General features: G+C 55.8%; 15 protein-coding genes and 2 pseudogenes. 10 read left to right on the top strand and 7 right to left on the bottom strand.

What is annotated here, in order from left to right; translation table 11 throughout:
• Positions 1 to 2 precede the first annotated feature (2 nt).
• Positions 3 to 347 (top strand): iron-sulfur cluster insertion protein ErpA, encoded by a 345-nt coding sequence (gene erpA / locus ABOC21_RS20125; protein WP_426813035.1) that lies wholly within the window; start codon positions 3 to 5, stop codon positions 345 to 347.
• An 89-nt stretch (positions 348 to 436) separates the two neighbouring features.
• Here erpA and ABOC21_RS20120 read toward each other — a convergent pair whose 3' ends face one another.
• The 3 genes from ABOC21_RS20120 to mtnN are packed head-to-tail and all read right to left on the bottom strand — an operon-like array spanning position 437 to position 2,587.
• Entirely contained in the window at positions 437 to 1,060 is a 624-nt protein-coding gene (locus ABOC21_RS20120; protein WP_426813034.1) for a TRIC cation channel family protein, read from the bottom strand.
• 35 nt (positions 1,061 to 1,095) lie between these two features.
• Complete coding sequence (btuF, locus tag ABOC21_RS20115; RefSeq protein WP_426813033.1) at positions 1,096 to 1,896, bottom strand: vitamin B12 ABC transporter substrate-binding protein BtuF; 801 nt, start codon at positions 1,894 to 1,896, stop codon at positions 1,096 to 1,098.
• The gene (gene mtnN / locus ABOC21_RS20110; protein WP_426813032.1) at positions 1,889 to 2,587 is read right to left on the bottom strand and encodes a 5'-methylthioadenosine/S-adenosylhomocysteine nucleosidase; all 699 of its coding nucleotides are present in this window, start codon (positions 2,585 to 2,587) and stop codon (positions 1,889 to 1,891) included. The genes btuF and mtnN overlap by 8 nt, the downstream gene beginning before the upstream one ends.
• An 86-nt stretch (positions 2,588 to 2,673) precedes the next feature.
• Between mtnN and dgt the strand changes: the two genes are divergently transcribed.
• From dgt to cdaR, 3 genes are all read left to right on the top strand, one after another.
• On the top strand, positions 2,674 to 4,188 hold the full coding sequence (gene dgt, locus ABOC21_RS20105; protein WP_426813031.1) for a dGTPase: 1,515 nt from the start codon (positions 2,674 to 2,676) through the stop codon (positions 4,186 to 4,188).
• 135 nt (positions 4,189 to 4,323) lie between these two features.
• Positions 4,324 to 5,775, top strand: a complete 1,452-nt coding sequence (gene degP / locus ABOC21_RS20100) for a serine endoprotease DegP (RefSeq protein WP_426813030.1) — start codon at positions 4,324 to 4,326, stop codon at positions 5,773 to 5,775.
• A 189-nt stretch (positions 5,776 to 5,964) separates the two neighbouring features.
• Positions 5,965 to 7,122: a DNA-binding transcriptional regulator CdaR gene (gene cdaR, locus ABOC21_RS20095; RefSeq protein WP_426813029.1), complete on the top strand. Its 1,158-nt coding sequence runs from the start codon at positions 5,965 to 5,967 to the stop codon at positions 7,120 to 7,122.
• 92 nt (positions 7,123 to 7,214) lie between these two features.
• Here the strand turns inward: cdaR and ABOC21_RS20090 are convergent, their stop codons facing one another.
• The 4 genes and pseudogenes from ABOC21_RS20090 to map form a co-directional block, all read right to left on the bottom strand.
• Positions 7,215 to 7,604, bottom strand: coding sequence for a DUF3461 family protein (locus tag ABOC21_RS20090; protein WP_004858100.1), 390 nt, complete (start codon positions 7,602 to 7,604; stop codon positions 7,215 to 7,217).
• Between the two features lie 107 nt (positions 7,605 to 7,711).
• On the bottom strand, positions 7,712 to 8,536 hold the full coding sequence (gene dapD, locus ABOC21_RS20085; RefSeq protein WP_426813028.1) for a 2,3,4,5-tetrahydropyridine-2,6-dicarboxylate N-succinyltransferase: 825 nt from the start codon (positions 8,534 to 8,536) through the stop codon (positions 7,712 to 7,714).
• 34 nt (positions 8,537 to 8,570) lie between these two features.
• A pseudogene (glnD, locus tag ABOC21_RS20080) lies at positions 8,571 to 11,237 on the bottom strand (bifunctional uridylyltransferase/uridylyl-removing protein GlnD).
• 119 nt (positions 11,238 to 11,356) lie between these two features.
• Positions 11,357 to 12,151 (bottom strand): type I methionyl aminopeptidase, encoded by a 795-nt coding sequence (gene map, locus ABOC21_RS20075; RefSeq protein WP_426813027.1) that lies wholly within the window; start codon positions 12,149 to 12,151, stop codon positions 11,357 to 11,359.
• Between the two features lie 323 nt (positions 12,152 to 12,474).
• On the opposite strand from map, the gene rpsB reads away from it, so the two are divergent.
• The 6 genes and pseudogenes from rpsB to ispU all read left to right on the top strand — a co-directional run bounded on the left by rpsB (position 12,475) and on the right by ispU (position 18,407).
• Positions 12,475 to 13,200 carry a 30S ribosomal protein S2 gene (gene rpsB, locus ABOC21_RS20070; protein ID WP_426813026.1) on the top strand — a complete coding sequence of 242 codons (726 nt, stop codon included), beginning with the start codon at positions 12,475 to 12,477 and terminating at the stop codon, positions 13,198 to 13,200.
• A 122-nt stretch (positions 13,201 to 13,322) separates the two neighbouring features.
• A pseudogene (gene tsf, locus ABOC21_RS20065) lies at positions 13,323 to 14,175 on the top strand (translation elongation factor Ts).
• A gap of 148 nt (positions 14,176 to 14,323) precedes the next feature.
• Positions 14,324 to 15,049, top strand: coding sequence for a UMP kinase (pyrH, locus tag ABOC21_RS20060; protein WP_426813025.1), 726 nt, complete (start codon positions 14,324 to 14,326; stop codon positions 15,047 to 15,049).
• Positions 15,050 to 15,409: 360 nt separating this feature from the next.
• A complete protein-coding gene (gene frr, locus ABOC21_RS20055; RefSeq protein WP_426813024.1) occupies positions 15,410 to 15,967 on the top strand; it encodes a ribosome recycling factor in 558 nt (185 codons plus the stop codon).
• Positions 15,968 to 16,206: 239 nt separating this feature from the next.
• Entirely contained in the window at positions 16,207 to 17,409 is a 1,203-nt protein-coding gene (gene ispC, locus ABOC21_RS20050) for a 1-deoxy-D-xylulose-5-phosphate reductoisomerase (protein ID WP_426813023.1), read from the top strand.
• 239 nt (positions 17,410 to 17,648) lie between these two features.
• A complete protein-coding gene (gene ispU, locus ABOC21_RS20045; RefSeq protein ID WP_095104095.1) occupies positions 17,649 to 18,407 on the top strand; it encodes a (2E,6E)-farnesyl-diphosphate-specific ditrans,polycis-undecaprenyl-diphosphate synthase in 759 nt (252 codons plus the stop codon).
• Positions 18,408 to 18,417: the final 10 nt, after the last annotated feature.

The raw sequence follows: 18,417 nt of genomic DNA, 5'->3' as shown, positions 1-18,417 counted from the left end.
AAATGAGTGATGATGTCGCGTTGCCGCTGGAGTTTACCGAAGCCGCAGCCAAGAAAGTAAAATTCCTGATTTCTGATGAAGACAATCCGAACCTGAAGCTGCGCGTTTATATCACCGGCGGCGGCTGCAGCGGTTTCCAGTACGGCTTCACCTTCGACGATCAGGTTAACGAAGGGGATATGACCATCGAGAAACAGGGCGTAGGCCTGGTGGTTGACCCTATGAGCCTGCAGTATCTGGTCGGCGGCGCCGTCGATTACACTGAAGGTCTCGAAGGCTCACGTTTTATCGTGACCAACCCGAATGCGAAAAGCACCTGCGGCTGCGGATCTTCGTTTAGCGTCTGATTTATCCCGCTGAAGCAAGGCCCACGGACGGGCCGCGCAGCAGGAACCCTTTGCCCGACCGCGGCCTGTGGGACGCCGATTTACGGCATCTACCGCCCGTTATCATCCAGCGCAAACGTCGGCAGCTTCAGGTGCCAGCGGATTGCCGCCAGCCGAATGACCAGCGTCACGACCATCCCCATCATCGCCGAATTTTGCAGCGACACCTGAAAAGTGTCGTGGGCCGTCGCGTGCACGATACCGCCGACAATACAGGCCGTGGCGTAAATTTCGGTCCGTAAAATCATCGGAATTTCGCGCGCCAGCACGTCGCGAATAATACCGCCGCCGACGCCGGTAACGACCCCCATGCAGACCGCAACCAGCGGACCGCTGTGGGCAATAAAGGCCTTATTGACGCCGATGCCGACAAAGACCGCCAGGCCGACGGCGTCGAGCACCGGCAGTATCCATTTCGGCAGCCGGCGCGGCTGGCGCACCAGCAGGATCGTCAGCATGCTGGTCACCATTGCCACCACCAGGTCCGTAGGGTCTTTAACCCAGAACACCGGGCCGTTGGCGAGCGCCATATCGCGGATCGTCCCGCCGCCCACGGCGGTAACCACCCCCAGCACCAGCACGCCGAAAGGGTCCATCCGCAGTTTGCCGGCCAGCAATACGCCGGAGATCGCAAATACGGCGGTGCCAATAATATCCAGCCAATAGACAAGCATCGTCAGTTCCCGCTTAGCGCCTGCTTAACAGGCGATTATTTTACCTGCTCGAGCGCAGTACAGAGTTGTTTTGCGGCGAGGATAATACGCGGGCTCGCGCGTTCAAACCAGTCGCTATGCAACGCAATCAGCGAAATTTTTAACTGATTATGCCAGTAGCGTTCGACTTCAGGGATTTTGCGCGCATCGCCGGTAATAACAATGGCCTGCGGCTGCCTGGCGAGAACCTGCTCGCGGCTGACCTGGGGCCAGGGCGCTTTACTGGCAGCGAAAATATTCTCACCGCCGCACAGCGTCAGCACCTGATCCTGAATCGATCCCTGACTGCTGGTAAAAAGAGGGTTGCTGCCAAACTGGAGAAAGACGCGCTTCTTCGGGAGGTGAGCGTAGCGGGCCTTCAGCGCGCTATAGTCGTCCTGCATCTGCTGCGCCGCCTGACGGGCCTTTTCCGGCTGAGGACTCCACTGCGCCAGCTGCCGCAGGGTGGCGATAATCTCTTCGATGGTGGCGGTATCGACCCAGATGACCTTGATACCCAGGGCGCTCAACTGATTAACCTGCCGCTCGGCGTTGCCTCCGCGCCACGCCAGGACCAGGTCGGGCCTGAGGGCGACAATGCGCTCCAGATTCATCCCCTGCCAGCTGGCAACCTGCTCGATACCGGCGGCCTCCGGCGGGTAGTCGGAATAGCTGCTGACGCCCACCGGCGTGATGCCGGCCGCAAACGCCAGCTCGGTATTAGACGGGGAGAGCGTAATCACCCGCGGCGCGGCGAAGAGCCACGCCGGGGCCAGCAGCAGCAGGGCGGCAAGCGCCCGTGTTAGCGGTTTAGCCACGCGACAGGTTCTGCACCAGATTCTCCACCATCAGGGTGGATTGTCTGGCGGCGACGGCGAGGAACTCGTCGAAGCTCAGGTGGGACTGCTGATCGGCAACGTCGGAGATGGCGCGAACCACCACGAACGGGACGCCGAAGTTATGGCAGACGTGGGCGATGGCGGTGGCTTCCATTTCGACCGCGACGGCCTGCGGGAAGTTATGGCGGATTTTCGCCAGCCCGACGGAGCCGTTGATGAAGGCGTCGCCGCTGACGATCAGGCCGCGTACCGCGTTAAGATTCAGCGCTTCGATGCTGCGCTGCGCGGCGGCAATCAGCTTGTCGTCGGCTTTGAAGCCTGCCGGGCAGCCCGGCAGCTGGCCATATTCGTAGCCGAAGGCGGTCACGTCGGCGTCGTGATAGCGCGTTTCGTCGGAGATCACGATATCGCCGACTTTCAGCGTTGGCTCAAGGCCGCCGGCGGAGCCGGTGTTGATAATCACGTCCGGCTTGCAGACTTCCAGCAGCAGCGCCGCGCCCATCGCCGCGGCAACTTTGCCGATCCCCGATTTCAACAGGGCGATGTCGGTACCGTGAAGCTGGCCGGTGTAGATTTCGCTGCCGCCGAGGGTGAGCGTCTGGCGGTTTTCGATTTTGTCGCGCAGAAGGGTAACTTCTTCTTCCATAGCGCCAATAATGCCGATTTTCATAGATTTACTCGCGATGTGTCAGGTTTAGTTGCATAGTCTATCATGCACTCAAAGGGAAACGTTATTGCTCGCGAGCGGGAGAGGCTATGGCAAAGATTGATTTTCGCAACAAGATTAACTGGCACCGACGCTATCGCTCGCCGCAGGGCGTCGAAACGGAACGTGAAATACTGCGCATTTTCGAAAGCGACCGCGGGCGCATTATTAACTCTCCGGCCATTCGTCGTTTACAGCAGAAAACCCAGGTCTTTCCGCTGGAGCGCAACGCGGCGGTGCGCACCCGGCTAACCCATTCCCTCGAAGTGCAGCAGGTCGGGCGCTACATTGCCAAAGAGGTCCTCAGCCGGCTGAAAGAGCAACAGCTGCTGGAGGCCTATGGCCTGGATACGCTCGGCGGGCCGTTTGAGAGCATCGTCGAAATGGCGTGCCTGATGCACGACATCGGCAACCCGCCGTTCGGCCATTTTGGCGAGGCGGCAATTAATGACTGGTTCAGCCAGCGCCTGGCCCCGGACGATGCGGATGATGAAGCGCTGCCCAACGATCGCTGCACGGTTGACGTGCTGCGCCTGCGGCCGGGCGAGGCGTCGCTGAACGCGCTGCGCGGCAAGATCCGCCAGGATCTGTGCTGGTTTGAGGGCAACGCTCAGGGGATTCGGTTAGTCCATACGCTAATGCGAATGAATCTTACCTGGGCGCAGGTTGGCTGTATTCTGAAATATACCCGCCCGGCCTGGTGGCGCGGTGAAACGCCCGCCAGCCACAGCTATTTAATGAAGAAGCCTGGTTATTATTTAGCCGAAGAAGGCTATATTGCGAGGTTACGTAAAGAACTGGATCTGGCGCCTTACAATCGCTTCCCATTAACGTGGATTATGGAAGCGGCGGATGATATCTCATATTGCGTCGCCGATCTGGAAGATGCGGTAGAAAAGCGAATTTTCAGCGTGGAGCAACTCTATCAGCATCTTTACGATGCGTGGGGGCAGCATGAAAAAGGTTCGTTATTTTCTCAGGTGGTAGAAAATGCGTGGGATAAATCACGTTCTAATTCCCTAAGCCGGAGTACAGAAGATCAGTTCTTTATGTATTTACGGGTCAATACGCTGAATAAACTGGTGCCGTATGCGGCCCGACGTTTTATAGATAATATCGCGAAGATTTTTACCGGTGACTTTAATCACGCGCTGCTTGAGGATGATAGCGACTGCAGCCAGTTGCTTGAGTTATATAAAAATGTGGCAATAAAACATGTGTTTAGCCATCCGGATGTAGAGCAGCTGGAATTGCAGGGCTATCGTGTTATTAGCGGCCTGTTAGATATCTATCAGCCGCTGCTGAAATTGTCGCTGGAGGAGTTCAGGTTATTAGTCGAAAAAGAGAGAGTGAGAAGTCTGCCTATCGCTTCGCGACTATTTCAGAAACTTTCAACGCGACATCGGCTGGCCTACGTGGAGGCGGTAAACAAAATTCCGGCAGATACCGCCGAATTTCCGCTGATGGAATACTATTATCGCTGCCGTCTGATCCAGGACTATATTAGCGGGATGACGGACCTGTATGCATGGGATGAATATCGGCGGCTGATGGCGGTAGAATAGCTGCAGGTTTTGTAAAGACGGACAATAATTTTTTACTTTTTGGTAGTGCTTAATTCCGGAACTTAGCGCGATAAAATGACTCTGATAGTCACTTACATAGCAATTCTGCGTTATCTAAAATCGAGATTGAGACATATGAAAAAAACCACGTTAGCAATGAGTGCACTGGCTCTGAGTTTAGGTCTGGCGTTATCCCCGCTCTCTGCGAGCGCGGCAGAAACAGCTTCTTCGGCGACCAATGCGCAGCAGATGCCGAGTCTGGCCCCGATGCTGGAAAAAGTCATGCCATCGGTCGTCAGCATTAACGTTGAAGGCAGCACCACCGTGAACACGCCGCGGATGCCGCGCAACTTCCAGCAGTTCTTCGGCGACAACTCGCCGTTCTGCCAGGACGGTTCTCCGTTCCAGAGTTCTCCGTTCTGTCAGGGCGGCGGGCAAGGCGGTGGCCAGGGCGGCGGCGCGCCGGCTGACGGCGGCCAGCAGCAGAAATTTATGGCGCTCGGCTCCGGGGTGATTATTGATGCGGCGAAAGGCTATGTCGTCACCAACAACCACGTGGTGGACAATGCGACGACCATCAAAGTTCAGCTCAGCGACGGGCGCAAGTTTGACGCCAAAGTGGTGGGGAAAGACCCGCGTTCCGATATTGCGCTGATTCAGATTCAGGATCCGAAAAACCTGTCGGCAATCAAGCTGGCTGATTCTGACGCCCTGCGCGTCGGCGACTACACCGTGGCGATTGGTAACCCGTTTGGCCTGGGCGAAACCGTGACCTCCGGTATTGTTTCCGCTCTCGGCCGCAGCGGCCTGAACGTAGAAAACTACGAAAACTTTATCCAGACGGATGCCGCGATTAACCGCGGTAACTCCGGCGGCGCGCTGGTGAACCTGAACGGCGAGCTGATTGGGATCAATACCGCGATCCTCGCGCCGGACGGCGGCAACATCGGTATCGGCTTCGCCATCCCGAGCAACATGGTGAAAAACCTGAGCGAGCAGATGGTCAAATATGGCCAGGTGAAACGCGGTGAGCTGGGGATCATGGGGACCGAGCTGAACTCCGAGCTGGCAAAAGCGATGAAGGTCGATGCCCAGCGCGGGGCCTTCGTTAGCCAGGTGATGCCGGGTTCCGCCGCGGCGAAAGCCGGAATCAAAGCCGGGGACGTGATCACCTCGCTGAACGGTAAACCGATCAGCAGCTTTGCCGCACTGCGCGCGCAGGTCGGCACGATGCCTATCGGCAGCAAGGTCGAGCTTGGCCTGGTGCGCGATGGCAAACCGGTAACCGCGACCGTCGAGCTGCAGCAGAGCAGCCAGACCCAGGTTGACTCCAGCACTATCTTCAACGGTATCGAAGGGGCTGAAATGAGCAACAAGGGCCAGGATAAAGGCGTGACGGTTAATAACGTTAAGGCCGGGACGCCTGCGGCGCAGATTGGCCTGAAGAAAGGCGATATTATCGTCGGCGCTAACCAGCAGCCGGTGAAAAATATTGCCGACCTGCGCAAAATCTTTGACGCTAAACCGTCGGTTCTGGCGCTGAATATTCAGCGCGGTGATAGCACTATCTACCTGCTGATGCAGTAATCTCTGTCGGCTAAGTCAGCCCCTTCTCCTCGCCCGAGGGAAGGGGTTTTTTTTACCCCGCACGACGCCGATCTTTCATTCTGTGATTCCTTCCACAACTCCATACTTCTCTCCCGTGCTTTGTGCATACGCACAATGCACCGCTAACCTAACTCTTTTATGCTGATGCCCTGCTCAGGGGAGGGTTACATGGCTGGCTGGCATCTTGATACCAAAATGGCGCAGGATATCGTGGCGCGTACCATGCGCATTATTGATACCAATATCAACGTAATGGATGCCCGTGGGCGCATTATCGGCAGCGGCGATCGCGAGCGTATTGGTGAATTGCACGAAGGCGCGCTGCTGGTTCTCTCCCAGGGGCGTATTGTCGATATCGATGATGCGGTGGCCCGTCACCTGCACGGCGTACGTCAGGGGATCAACCTGCCCCTGCGCCTGGAAGGGGAAATTGTCGGCGTCATCGGCCTCACCGGGGAGCCAGAAACGCTGCGCAAGTACGGCGAACTGGTATGCATGACCGCGGAAATGATGCTGGAACAGTCCCGGCTGATGCACCTGTTGGCGCAGGATAGCCGCCTGCGTGAAGAGCTGGTGATGAACCTGATTCAGGCAGAAGAGAACACCCCGGCGCTCACCGAATGGGCGCAGCGCCTGGGAATCGACCTGAATCAGCCGCGGGTGGTGGCCATGATTGAGGTTGACAGCGGCCAGCTGGGCGTGGATAGCGCCATGGCGGAGCTGCAGCAGCTGCAGACCGCTCTGACCACTCCCGACCGTAATAACCTGGTGGCGATTGTCTCATTAACTGAGATGGTGGTTCTTAAGCCCGCGCTGAACGCCTTTGGCCGCTGGGACGCCGAGGATCACCGCAAACGGGTCGACCAGCTTATTGCCAGGATGAAAGAAAACGGCCAGCTGCGGTTTCGCGTGGCGTTAGGCAACTTCTTTACCGGGCCCGGCAGCATTGCGCGTTCGTATCGTACCGCTCGCACCACCATGATGGTTGGCAAGGAGCGCATGCCGGAGAGCCGGAGCTATTTTTATCAGGATTTGATGCTGCCGGTGCTGCTTGATAGTCTGCGCGGCGGCTGGCAGGCCAACGAGCTTGCCCGCCCGCTGGTTCGCCTGAAGGCGATGGACAATAACGGCCTGCTGCGCCGCACGCTGCAGGCCTGGTTTCGCCATAACGTTCAGCCGCTGGCGACCTCGAAGGCGCTGTTTATTCATCGGAATACGCTGGAGTATCGGCTGAATCGTATTTCAGAGCTAACGGGGCTGGATCTGGGCAGTTTTGACGATCGGCTGCTGCTATATATTGCGCTACAGCTGGATGAACAGAGATAGGGAATAATCCCGGACAAGGGCGCGAACGCCTTATCCGGGCGGCTGTATCCATAGCCCCGACGGGCGTCGCCGGTCAGGGAAGGGGAGCAGGCTTACTTGTTGCGGGTCAGTTTTTCCAGATCGGCTTCAATTTCGCTGATCTTATGGGTGACGACGCTTTCCAGATGACGCAGATCGTCAAGGATCTTACGTTTCAGATCGACTTCAGTGCGATCGCGCTGACAGATCTGATCGAGCTCATCAATAACGTAGCGCAGGTTGGGACTGATCTCCTGCACTTCTTTATAGCCCTGGCCTACGCCATCGGCGACAACGGTCTTACGCTGACGCGGATATTTAAACTTAACGCTTTTGGCGAAAAACTCGCCCTTATCCTTCTGAAAATAGATTTTCAGAATGTCGTTGTTAGCTTCCTGCCGCAGGCTATAGCGATCGATTTCATCAGGATTGGTAATGCCAAGACTTTTCAGATTATCGTACATAACGGTACCTTTGATATCATCATAACCTTTGAATAATTAACGAAAAAACCAATCTTCGCCAGCGTCAAATATAAAAAAAGCGGGGTATCTCCCGCTTTTTATACTGCTTAGTCGATGGTACGCAGCAGTTCGTTAATGCCGACCTTGCCGCGAGTTTTCGCATCAACCTTCTTCACGATCACCGCGCAGTACAGGCTGTACTTGCCATCTTTCGACGGCAGGTTGCCGGAAACCACCACCGAGCCGGCCGGTACGCGACCGTAGAAGACTTCGCCGGTTTCGCGGTCGTAGATCTTGGTGCTCTGGCCGAGGTACACGCCCATGGAGATAACGGAGCCCGCTTCGACGATAACGCCTTCGACAACTTCAGAACGCGCGCCGATAAAGCAGTTATCTTCGATGATGGTTGGGTTAGCCTGCAGCGGTTCCAGCACGCCGCCGATACCCACGCCGCCGGAGAGGTGCACGTTTTTACCGATCTGCGCGCAGGAGCCGACGGTAGCCCAGGTATCAACCATGCTGCCTTCATCAACGTAGGCGCCGATGTTGACGTAGGACGGCATCAGCACGGTGTTGCGGGCAATGAATGCGCCCTGACGAACGGCCGCCGGCGGAACCACGCGGAAGCCCTCTTTCTGGAAACGCGCTTCATCGTAGTCGGCGAATTTCATCGGTACTTTATCGAAGTAGCGGCTTTCCGCACCGTCGATAACCTGGTTATCGTTAATACGGAAAGAGAGCAGAACCGCTTTCTTCAGCCACTGGTGGGTAACCCACTGGCCATCGATCTTTTCAGCGACACGCAGAGCGCCGGAATCAAGCAGGGAAATAACCTGGTTAACCGCTTCGCGGGTTACGGTATCCACATTTGCCGGCGTGATGTCGGCGCGACGCTCAAAGGCGGACTCAATAACATTCTGTAATTGCTGCATTGTTTACTCTTTCTCTATTACACATAAAAGTTCGTTACCCTTTATCGTTTGGATTGAGGGCCTCTGTCAACCGTTGTTGTACTTCTTGTTGCAGCTCGTTATTAAGCGCACGCCGGTCTGCTGTAGCGATTATAAATAAATCTTCTACTCGCTCCCCAATTGTCGTAATTCTGGCCCCGTGAAGGGAAATATTGAGGTCGGCGAAGACCTGGCCGACCCGGGCCAGCAGGCCGGGCTGATCGAGCGCAATCAGCTCAAGGAACGATTTTCGATCGGTATGCGTGGGCAGGAAATTGACCTCGGTGGCGACGGAGAAATGGCGCAGTTTTGCCGCCTGTCGGCGCGGAGCCGGCGGCTGCCAGACTGCGCTGGGTAATGGTCTGCTCCAGACCAAGGCGGATCATCTCGTGGCGATCGGCGGAGAGCGGGCTGCCGTCCGGTTCGAGCACAATAAAGGTGTCCATCGCCATGCCGTCGCGGGTGGTAAAGACCTGGGCGTCGTGAACGCTCAGATTTCGGCGGTCAAGCTCGCCGCAGACGGCGGCGAACAGATACGGTCGATCCGGACTCCAGATAAAAATTTCGGTACCGCCGCGCGTGGCCTGCGAACTGAGCAGAATCATCGGCTTATTGAGGTCGTGTTGGAGCAAATTACGCGCATGCCAGGCGAGCTGATTTGGCGTGTGGCGCACGAAGTAGTTAGCCCGGCAGCGGCTCCAGATTTGATGCAGGGCCTCTTCATTAATGTTTTCCATCCGCAGCAGCGCCAGCGCCTGCAGCTGATGATGGCGAACCCGTTCGCGCATATCCGGCGTGCTTTGCATACCGCGGCGCAGTCTGTTTTTCGGTGGCGAAATAGAGCTCGCGCAGCAGGCTCTGCTTCCAGCTGTTCCACAGGGTTTCGTTGGTGGCGCAGATGTCGGCGACGGTCAGGCACACCAGGTAGCGCAGGCGGTTTTCGGTTTGCACTTCTTCGGCGAACTGCTTGATGACCTCGGGATCCTGAATATCACGACGCTGGGCGGTGACGGACATTAGCAGATGATGGCGAACCAGCCAGGCGACCAGCTGGGTTTCCCGCGAGTTCAGGCCGTGCAGCTCGGCAAACTTCAGGACGTCCTGGGCGCCGAGCACCGAGTGGTCGCCGCCGCGGCCTTTAGCAATGTCGTGGAACAGGGCGGCAATCAGGATTAGCTCCGGATGGGTCAGGCGCGGCCACAGTTCAACGCACAGCGGATGGCGGCTGCGGGTCTCCTCTTTGGCAAAGCTCTCCAGCTTCAGCAGGACGCGGATCGTGTGTTCGTCCACGGTGTAGGCGTGGAACAGATCGAACTGCATCTGGCCGACGATATGCGACCACTGCGGCATGTATGCCCACAGTACGCTGTGGCGATGCATCGGCAGCAGCCCGCGGCTGACCGCGCCCTGGTGGCGCAGCATGCTGAGAAAAATGGTTCGCGCTTCCGGGATATAGCACAGCGGCTGCGTCAGATGGCGGCGCGCGTGGCGCAGATGGCGCAGCGTCGTGGAGTAGATGCCGGTGATGCTGCTGTTGCGCACCATAATATAGAACATGCGCAGAATCGCCTGCGGCTCGCGGATGAACAGCGTATCGTCGCGCAGATCGATCAGCGAGCCGCGCAGACTGAAAATCATCGTCAATCGGCCGCGGCTTTTCATCTTCGGTCAGCGCAAGGATGGCTTCATCAAACAGCTGCAGCAGCATATGGTTCAGCTCGCTTACCCGGCGGGTAACGCGGAAGAAATCCTTCATCATATGCTCGATGGGCTGGTTCCTTTCGCCTTCATAGCCTAAGCGACGGGCGACGCTGAGCTGGCGGTCGAAGAGTAATCGGTTATCGTAGCGGGTTAGCTCCAGGTGTAGGGCGAATCGAATTCGCCACAGCTGATGCAGGCATTCGTTGAGCTCGTTGCGTTCCGCCTCCGTCAGGAAGCCGAAGCCCACCATTTCATCCATCGAGGTGGCGCCGAAGTGGCGGCGCGCGACCCACTGCAGGGTATGAATATCCCGCAGGCCGCCGGGGCTGCTTTTCACATCCGGCTCAAGGTTATAGCTGGTGCCGTGATAGCGCTGATGGCGTTCGTTCTGCTCCTCTACCTTGGCGGCGAAGAACTTCTCTGACGGCCAGAAGCCGTCGCTAAAAATGTGCTTTTGCAGCTCAAGAAATAGCGCGACGTCGCCGATTAGCAGGCGCGATTCAATCAGGTTGGTGGCGACGGTCAGGTCGGATAGACCTTCCAGCAGGCACTCTTCGAGGGTGCGCACGCTGTGCCCGACCTCCAGTTTGACGTCCCACAGCAGCGTCAGCAGCTCGCCGACCTTCTGCGCGCGCTCATCGGAGAGCTTTTTGCGGCTTAATATTAGCAGGTCGACGTCGGAGAGCGGGTGCAGTTCACCGCGCCCGTAGCCGCCTACCGCTACCAGGGCGATGTCGCAAACTGACCCGAAGCCGTACTCCACCCACAGGCGCTGCAGCAGCTGGTCGATAAACTCGGTGCGGGCCTCAATCAGCCGCTCCGCGGCGGTGCCGGCATCGAAAGCCTCGCCCAGCCAGCGCTGGAAAAGTTCGAGATGGGACTTAATCGTTGCGCAGGTTAAATCATCCTGCGGCCAGGCGCCCGGATTCTCAGGTTGGCCTGAGAGGGCAGGGGAGACAGTGTCAGGTAAAGAGTTGCTCATCGCGTCACCATAATAAAAAACTATCGCCCATACAAAATCGCCGGGAGCGATTTTTAACGTCGCCCGCGACGGCCCACAGGAAGCCCGTCATAAAAAAGCCGGCTGGCGCCGGCTTTTCGTTATGCTTCGTGCGAGATTATCGCCAGGATAGTGTCATCCGGGCGTAACGTCAGAATTTCGCAGCCGTTATCCGTCACCACAATAGTATGCTCGTACTGGGCAGACAAGCTCCGATCTTTAGTTTTCACCGTCCAGCCGTCTTTCATGCTGCGGATCTCTTTTTTACCGGCGTTGACCATCGGCTCGATGGTAAAGGTCATTCCCGGCTTGAGCACCACGTTGGTCTCCGGGGAGTCGTAGTGCAGCACCTGCGGCTCTTCATGGAAGCCGCGGCCAATGCCGTGTCCGCAGTATTCACGCACCACGGAAAAACCTTCCGCTTCGACAAATTTCTGAATGGCCGCACCGATTGCCCGCAGGTTGATGCCGGGCTTGACCATCTTCAGGGCCAGATAGAGGCTCTCCTGAGTGACGCGGCACAGGCGTTCGCCGAGAATTGTCGGCTTGCCGACGATAAACATTTTGGAGGTGTCGCCGTGGAACTCATCCTTAATGACTGTGACGTCAACGTTGACGATATCGCCGTCTTTCAGCAGTTTTTCATCGTCCGGGATACCGTGGCACACCACTTCGTTAATCGAGATACACACCGATTTCGGGAAACCATGGTAGCCGAGGCAGGCGGAGATCGCTTTCTGCTCATTGACGATGTAATCGTTACAGATGCGGTCCAGCTCGCCGGTGCTGACGCCCGGTTTTACATAGGGTTCAATCATTTCGAGCACTTCGGCGGCCAGGCGGCCAGCGACGCGCATTTTTTCGATGTCTGCAGATGTCTTGATAGAAATAGCCATGGATTGTGTCCAGCTGTGTCGGTTTTTTCGACAATAATAGAGTAAGTCCCGCCAATGTTAACAGTCCGGGCGACCTGGTGCCAAATTGAGAATCATTAACAGCACTCTGCGTCAACAAGAGTTGGTGTCCAATCCTGTTTTGTGATATAAAGCGCGCCGGACTTCCGTTCCATTTCGTACTACACAGGATGGACTGAAGCGACAAATCTCACTTTGTGTATATAACACACACGTATCGACACATATTCCGGGGTGCCCTTTGGGGTCGGTAATATGGGATACGTGGAGGCATAACCCCAACTTTATCTATAGAGGTTTTAAACATGGCAACTGTTTCCATGCGCGACATGCTCAAGGCTGGTGTTCACTTTGGTCACCAGACCCGTTACTGGAACCCGAAAATGAAGCCTTTCATCTTCGGCGCGCGTAACAAAGTTCACATCATCAACCTTGAGAAAACTGTACCGATGTTCAACGAAGCTCTGGCTGAACTGAACAAGATCTCTGCTCGTAAAGGTAAAATCCTTTTCGTTGGTACTAAACGCGCTGCAAGCGAAGCGGTAAAAGACGCTGCTAACAGCTGCGATCAGTTCTTCGTGAACCATCGCTGGTTGGGCGGTATGCTGACTAACTGGAAAACCGTTCGTCAGTCCATCAAACGTCTGAAAGACCTGGAAACTCAGTCCCAGGACGGTACCTTCGAGAAGCTGACCAAGAAAGAAGCGCTGATGCGTACTCGTGAACTGGCCAAGCTGGAAAACAGCCTGGGCGGTATCAAAGACATGGGCGGCCTGCCGGACGCACTGTTTGTTATCGATGCAGACCACGAACACATCGCTATCAAAGAAGCAAACAACCTGGGTATCCCGGTATTTGCTATCGTTGATACCAACTCCGATCCGGACGGCGTAGATTTCGTTATCCCGGGTAACGACGATGCAATCCGCGCTGTTAGCCTGTACCTGGGCGCAGTAGCTGCAACCGTGCGTGAAGGTCGTTCTCAGGATCTGGCTTCTCAAGCGGAAGAAAGCTTCGTAGAAGCTGAATAATAAGGTCTAGCCCTTATTTAGTACCGTGTATAAATAGGGGCCTATATTTGGCCCCTTTTTCACTTTTAAACCTGCCTGGTTCCTGGAACCGGGCAGGTCATATCTCTCCCGAGGATTAAAGAATGGCTGAAATTACCGCATCCCTGGTAAAAGAGCTGCGCGAACGTACTGGCGCAGGCATGATGGATTGCAAAAAAGCGCTGACTGAAGCGAACGGCGACATCGAGCTGGCAATCGAAAACATGCGTAAATCCGGCGCGATCAAAGCGGCGAAAAAAGCAGGCAACGTTGCTGCTGACGGCGTGATCATCACCAAAATCGACGGCACCTACGGCATCATCCTGGAAGTTAACTGCCAGACTGACTTCGTAGCGAAAGACGGCGGTTTCCAGGCATTTGCTAACAAAGTTCTGGATGCAGCCGTTGCCGGTAAAATCACCGACGTTGAAGTTCTGAAAGCGCAGTTCGAAGAAGAGCGCGTTGCGCTGGTTGCTAAAATCGGTGAGAACATCAACATCCGTCGCGTTTCTGCCCTGGAAGGCGAAGTTCTGGGTTCATACCAGCACGGCGCGCGTATCGGCGTTCTGGTTGCCGCTAAAGGCGCAGACCAGGAGCTGGTTAAACAGACTGGCTATGCACATCGCTGCAAGCAAGCCGGAATTCGTTAAGCCGGAAGACGTTTCTGCTGAAGTGGTAGAGAAAGAGTACCAGGTTCAGCTGGACATCGCGATGCAGTCCGGTAAGCCGAAAGAGATCGCAGAGAAAATGGTTGAAGGCCGCATGAAGAAATTCACCGGCGAAGTTTCTCTGACCGGCCAGCCTTTCGTTATGGACCCAAGCAAATCTGTTGCTCAACTGCTGAAAGAGCACAATGCAGACGTGACTGGCTTCATCCGCTTTGAAGTGGGCGAAGGCATCGAAAAAGTTGAGACTGACTTTGCAGCAGAAGTTGCTGCGATGTCCAAGCAGTCTTAATTTTTTAAAAGGAGCCGCCTGAGGGCGGCTTCTTTTTGCGCCCATTTTGTAAATTCAGCCAACCGCTTATAGTGGCTGCGCTGAAAAGCGACATACAATGTCGCCAGAATTAATTCATCTCACTCGTTGACAGTCTCAGGAAAGAAACATGGCTACCAATGCAAAACCCGTCTACAAACGTATTCTGCTTAAGTTAAGTGGCGAAGCTCTGCAGGGATCGGAAGGTTTCGGTATTGATGCAAGCATACTTGACCGTATGGCTCAGGAGATCAAAGAACTGGTTGAACTGGGTATTCAGGTTGGCGTAGTGATTGGTGGCGGTAACCTGTTCCGTGGTGCTGGTCTGGCGAAAGCGGGTATGAACCGCGTTGTGGGCGACCACATGGGCATGCTGGCAACGGTTATGAACGGCCTGGCAATGCGTGACTCTCTCCATCGCGCCTATGTGAACGCTCGCTTGATGTCAGCGATTCCGCTGAACGGCGTTTGCGATAACTACAGCTGGGCAGAGGCGATCAGCCTGCTGCGGGCTAACCGCGTGGTGATCCTTTCCGCGGGTACCGGCAACCCGTTCTTCACCACCGACTCCGCAGCCTGCCTGCGCGGTATTGAAATTGAAGCCGACGTGGTGCTGAAAGCGACCAAAGTCGACGGCGTATTTACCGCCGACCCGGCTAAAGATCCGTCTGCGACCATGTACGATCAGCTGAGCTACAGCGAAGTGCTCGATAAAGAGCTGAAGGTTATGGATCTGGCGGCCTTTACCCTGGCGCGTGACCATAAATTACCGATTCGCGTGTTCAATATGAACAAACCCGGCGCGCTGCGCCGCGTGGTGATGGGCGAAAAAGAAGGGACGTTAATTACGGAATAATTTCCGTAATACGTTTCATCGTTCAGGCTGTCTCTGCGTTGGCTGCTTTTGAACCCCGGTCGCTGGCTTCAGTAAGCCGCCGGGAATGAGTAAGGGATATTTCGGTTCCTCACCTAAGGCAGCCTTCGGCCGTGCAGATTCGTTGCTGACGGATTTGTCGCTCCGCTGTCCGCCTTGATACAACGTGAATGATTTTGTGTAGAAATGAAGGTAAGATTCCGCTCTACCTTAGTTAGTAGCGGTTTTTAGTCAGACGCGCCCGGGGCGTCGTCATGAATTAAACGAGACTATACTTAGCTCACCTGATAGCAGCTGTGCGGCGTTTAGTCTGCCTGAGACAAGTTTCCAAGGATTAGTAACGTGATTAACGACATCAGAAAAGATGCTGAAGTGCGCATGGAAAAATGCGTTGAAGCGTTCAAAAACCAAATCAGCAAAATCCGCACGGGTCGCGCTTCCCCCAGCCTGCTGGACGGCATCGTCGTACCATATTACGGCACGCCTACTCCGCTGCGTCAGCTGGCAAGCGTAACGGTAGAAGACTCCCGTACGCTGAAAATCAACGTATTCGACCGCTCCCTGAGCGCGGCCGTTGAAAAAGCGATCATGGCTTCCGACCTCGGTCTGAACCCAAGCTCTGCGGGCAGCGATATCCGCGTTCCGCTGCCTCCGCTGACCGAAGAGCGTCGTAAAGATCTGACTAAGATCGTACGCGCCGAAGCCGAACAGGCCCGCGTGTCGGTACGTAACGTTCGTCGCGATGCTAACGATAAAGTGAAAGCGCTGCTGAAAGACAAAGAGATCAGCGAAGATGACGATCGCCGTTCTCAGGACGACGTGCAGAAAATGACTGATGCCGCGATTAAGAAAGTGGATGCGGCGCTGGCAGATAAAGAAGCGGAACTGATGCAGTTCTGATTTCCTGCCGTTATGCCCGTCCTCATTGCCGTTTGATAAACGGGACGGGCGTACAGTCTGAAACGCCGTACAGAAGACCGAACGTTCAGCTCCAGGGAGTGCGTCGAAAGGTCGGCCCTGTAGCCTTTAGCTCTCTTGTTGAAGGCTATATACCGCCTGATTGCCTCCTGATTGTTGATGTGCAAAGGTCTGCTGGCGGCGTTTTTCTTTTATCCTGTCTTACTTCTTCTGGACGCCTCATGAAGCTCTTAACCGTTCTCGGTTCGACCGGTTCAATTGGCTGCAGCACGCTGGATGTCGTGCGCCATAACCCCGATCGCTTTTCCGTCGCCGCGCTGGTCGCGGGGAAAAATGTCGACCGCATGGTTGAACAATGTCTGGAATTCGCCCCCCGCTACGCGGTCATGGATGATGCGAAAAGCGCCGAATCTTTGCGTATCGCGCTGCGCGAACGCGCCAGCCGTACCGAAGTCCTGAGCGGCCAGCACGCCGCGGCGGAAATTGCCGCACTGGATGACGTTGACCAGGTGATGGCGGCGATTGTCGGCGCCGCAGGCCTGGTTCCGACGCTCGCGGCCATTCGCGCCGGCAAAACGGTGTTGCTAGCCAACAAAGAGGCGCTGGTGACCTGCGGTCGTCTGTTTATGGACGCAGTGCAGCAGTCCGGCGCGCGCTTGTTACCCGTCGATAGCGAACATAACGCTATTTTTCAGAGTATGCCGGAAACAATTCAACACAATCTGGGATACGCTGACTTAACGCAGAACGGCGTCTCGTCGATTCTGCTTACCGGTTCTGGTGGTCCTTTCCGGGAAACAGCACTCTCTGAGCTGGCGGCAATGACGCCGGATCAGGCCTGCCGCCACCCTAACTGGGCAATGGGACGTAAAATTTCCGTCGATTCTGCCACGATGATGAATAAGGGGCTGGAGTATATCGAAGCCCGCTGGCTGTTCAACGCTTCGGCCCGGCAGATGGAAGTGCTGATCCACCCGCAATCCGTTATCCATTCAATGGTGCGCTATCGTGATGGCAGCGTTCTCGCGCAGCTCGGTGAGCCGGATATGCGTACGCCGATCGCCCACACCATGGGATGGCCGCAGCGTCTGAACTCCGGGGCTGAAGCGCTGGATTTCTGCCGTCTGAGCAATCTGAGCTTTGCCGCGCCGGATTATGAACGTTATCCGTGCCTGAAGCTGGCGATGGAAGCGTTTGATGTCGGCCAGGCGGCGACGACGGCGCTGAATGCCGCCAATGAAATTTCGGTAGCCGCGTTCCTCGCTACGGAGATTCGCTTCACCGATATTGCGGCGGTTAACCTGGCGGTGCTGGATCGGCTGGCGCTGGATGAGCCGCAAAGTATTGAAGAAGTTCTGATTGTCGATGCCCGGGCGAGAGCGGCTGCTCGCCAGCAGCTGAAACATCTGGCGGCGCGGGGCTGACCGACGCAATACGTTGTGATATTTGTGGGCGCTGGGCTTCAGTGATATAGTCTGCGCCACCCGATCGTTGTCTAAGATTGCGGTGGCCGTGGCATGACACGGCTTTTTTGCGTAAAGCTTTTGGTTGTTCTCTGCGATTAGCCGCGGCCTCGGCACTGGATAAAAATGCGTATATAGCGCTGACCGGTTGCTTGCGTTTAGCGGCGTGGCTAATCCTTATTATGGACTTAAAACGCGTTATGTTGTCTGCTAATCAAACTGTCAGCGAAATATCACCTGTACATGGCTGCCGTCATGTCGCCATCATTATGGATGGCAACGGACGCTGGGCGAAACAGCAAGGGAAAATTCGCGCATTCGGCCATAAAGCCGGAGCGAAGTCAGTCCGTCGCGCAGTTTCCTTCGCGGCGAACAATGGTATTGAAGCGTTGACGCTATACGCATTCAGCAGTGAGAACTGGAACCGTCCGGCGCAGGAAGTCAGCGCGCTGATGGAGCTGTTCGTCTGGGCGCTGGATAGCGAAGTCAAAAGCCTGCACCGGCATAACGTTCGTCTGCGTATCATCGGCGAAACCACGCGTTTTAACGCTCGCCTGCAGGAGCGGATCCGCAAAGCGGAAGCGCTTACTGAGAACAACACTGGCTTAACGCTGAATATTGCGGCGAACTACGGTGGACGCTGGGATATCGTTCAGGGCGTCCGCAATCTGGCCGAACAGGTAAAAAACGGGTTACTTCAGCCCGAACAGATCACGGAAGACATGCTGAGTCAGCAGGTCTGTATGCATGAACTGGCACCTGTAGATTTAGTTATTAGGACCGGGGGAGAGCATCGCATCAGTAATTTTTTGATTTGGCAAATTGCCTATGCCGAACTTTACTTTACCGATGTTCTTTGGCCCGATTTTGCTGAACAGGACTTTGAAGGTGCACTCCATGCCTTTGTTAATCGTGAGCGTCGTTTCGGCGGCACTGAGCCGGGTGGCAGCAATGCCTGATGGGGGTCGC

It is taken from the genome of Klebsiella sp. WOUb02 (assembly GCF_050058015.1).
Lineage (GTDB): Bacteria > Pseudomonadota > Gammaproteobacteria > Enterobacterales > Enterobacteriaceae > Klebsiella.
Note: the sequence above shows the minus strand (reverse complement) of the source record. Positions and strands in the feature narration are given on the sequence as shown.

What these genes read in the sequence shown, in the direction of transcription:
- degP (WP_426813030.1), top strand. Translation starts at nt 4,324, where the DNA reads ATGAAAAAAACCACGTTAGCAATGAGTGCACTGGCTCTGAGTTTAGGT.
- map (WP_426813027.1), bottom strand. Translation starts at nt 12,151, where the DNA reads ATGGCTATTTCTATCAAGACATCTGCAGACATCGAAAAAATGCGCGTC.
- dgt (WP_426813031.1), top strand. Translation starts at nt 2,674, where the DNA reads ATGGCAAAGATTGATTTTCGCAACAAGATTAACTGGCACCGACGCTAT.
- ABOC21_RS20090 (WP_004858100.1), bottom strand. Translation starts at nt 7,604, where the DNA reads ATGTACGATAATCTGAAAAGTCTTGGCATTACCAATCCTGATGAAATC.
- erpA (WP_426813035.1), top strand. Translation starts at nt 3, where the DNA reads ATGAGTGATGATGTCGCGTTGCCGCTGGAGTTTACCGAAGCCGCAGCC.
- dapD (WP_426813028.1), bottom strand. Translation starts at nt 8,536, where the DNA reads ATGCAGCAATTACAGAATGTTATTGAGTCCGCCTTTGAGCGTCGCGCC.
- pyrH (WP_426813025.1), top strand. Translation starts at nt 14,324, where the DNA reads ATGGCTACCAATGCAAAACCCGTCTACAAACGTATTCTGCTTAAGTTA.
- ABOC21_RS20120 (WP_426813034.1), bottom strand. Translation starts at nt 1,060, where the DNA reads ATGCTTGTCTATTGGCTGGATATTATTGGCACCGCCGTATTTGCGATC.
- ispU (WP_095104095.1), top strand. Translation starts at nt 17,649, where the DNA reads ATGTTGTCTGCTAATCAAACTGTCAGCGAAATATCACCTGTACATGGC.
- rpsB (WP_426813026.1), top strand. Translation starts at nt 12,475, where the DNA reads ATGGCAACTGTTTCCATGCGCGACATGCTCAAGGCTGGTGTTCACTTT.
- ispC (WP_426813023.1), top strand. Translation starts at nt 16,207, where the DNA reads ATGAAGCTCTTAACCGTTCTCGGTTCGACCGGTTCAATTGGCTGCAGC.
- cdaR (WP_426813029.1), top strand. Translation starts at nt 5,965, where the DNA reads ATGGCTGGCTGGCATCTTGATACCAAAATGGCGCAGGATATCGTGGCG.
- mtnN (WP_426813032.1), bottom strand. Translation starts at nt 2,587, where the DNA reads ATGAAAATCGGCATTATTGGCGCTATGGAAGAAGAAGTTACCCTTCTG.